Annotated in this window: 1 protein-coding gene; it reads right to left on the reverse strand. The window is 64.7% G+C overall.

Features of this window, described 5'->3' with window-relative positions:
• Positions 1 to 1,023 (reverse strand): G8 domain-containing protein (locus G7B69_RS16610; protein ID WP_207786061.1); only part of this gene is annotated, 1,023 nt, incomplete at both ends.

Here is a 1,023-nt window from a genome sequence, read left to right on the forward strand (position 1 = left end):
GGCTTGCCGTCGGGATGGCACTTGGTGAGGATCGCCAGATTGTGGACGATCTGGTTGCCGTGCTCGACCGCATCCTCGAGGAAGAAGCAGTGGCCGACGTTGTTGTAGGTGACGTTGTTCTGAATACGCAGGTCGTTGGTGCCGTGAACCGTCAGGCAGCGGCTGTAGGTGTCGTGGATCGACGAGTTCTCGAAATACTGGCCCTTGGCGTCGCCGACGATGTGCCAGTGCATCGGGTAGCGGGCGAGGTGCATGTTCTGGCCCATGCGGTTGAGCTCGACTCCGGCGATGTGCACCTGTGAGCCGGCCATGGCCATGATATGGCCGCCGAAGTAGGTCTTTGCCGCATCCTCCGAAGCCTGGATGCGGATGTTGCGCGTCAAGAGGCCGACCTCGCCGCGCTCGTCGACGCCGTAAGTCACTTGCCCGTAGTGCATGTATGCGAGCGGCTTATCCAGCGTGAGGGCGTTGCCGCTGACGGCGGCGATGGTCCGCTCTTCCGCCTGGTGGGGATCGAAATCGGTCGAGGCGAGGACGATCACGTCGCCCTTTCGCCAGCCACTGGCGTTCAGGACCTCGATCCGCGAGCTGCCGGCCTTCGCCGTGCTCGCCAGCTTGGTCCAGGTGTTGGTGCGGTCGCCGTGCAGCTCGAGGGTGCCGTTGAGCATCATGATGCCGCGGTCGCCCATGGTGTTGATGTCTTCGCCCGGAACGGTGTCGGTCAGGGTGATCGTCGCCTGGCGCGTGTACGGCTTGGCCTCGCTGCCGATGTCCAGCTCGCCGCCCGACAGATAGATCCACTCGGTCTTCAGCTCGAGATCGCGGTCGTTGGCGAAGCTCAGCTTGCCGTTGATCGTCAGACTGCGCAGCGCCGGCGGGTTGACGTCGAGAACGATCGCCCTGTCCCGCCCAATCGTGACCGCGTCGCCTTCGCCCGGCACTTTACCGTCGGGCCACGACGCCGGATCGGACCAGCGCGACGGATGGGCCGCGGAAAGCGCTGCCTGCGCGGGCATGTCCATG

The organism is Croceibacterium segetis (assembly GCF_011320115.1).
GTDB classification, from domain to species: Bacteria; Pseudomonadota; Alphaproteobacteria; order Sphingomonadales; family Sphingomonadaceae; genus Croceibacterium_B; species Croceibacterium_B segetis.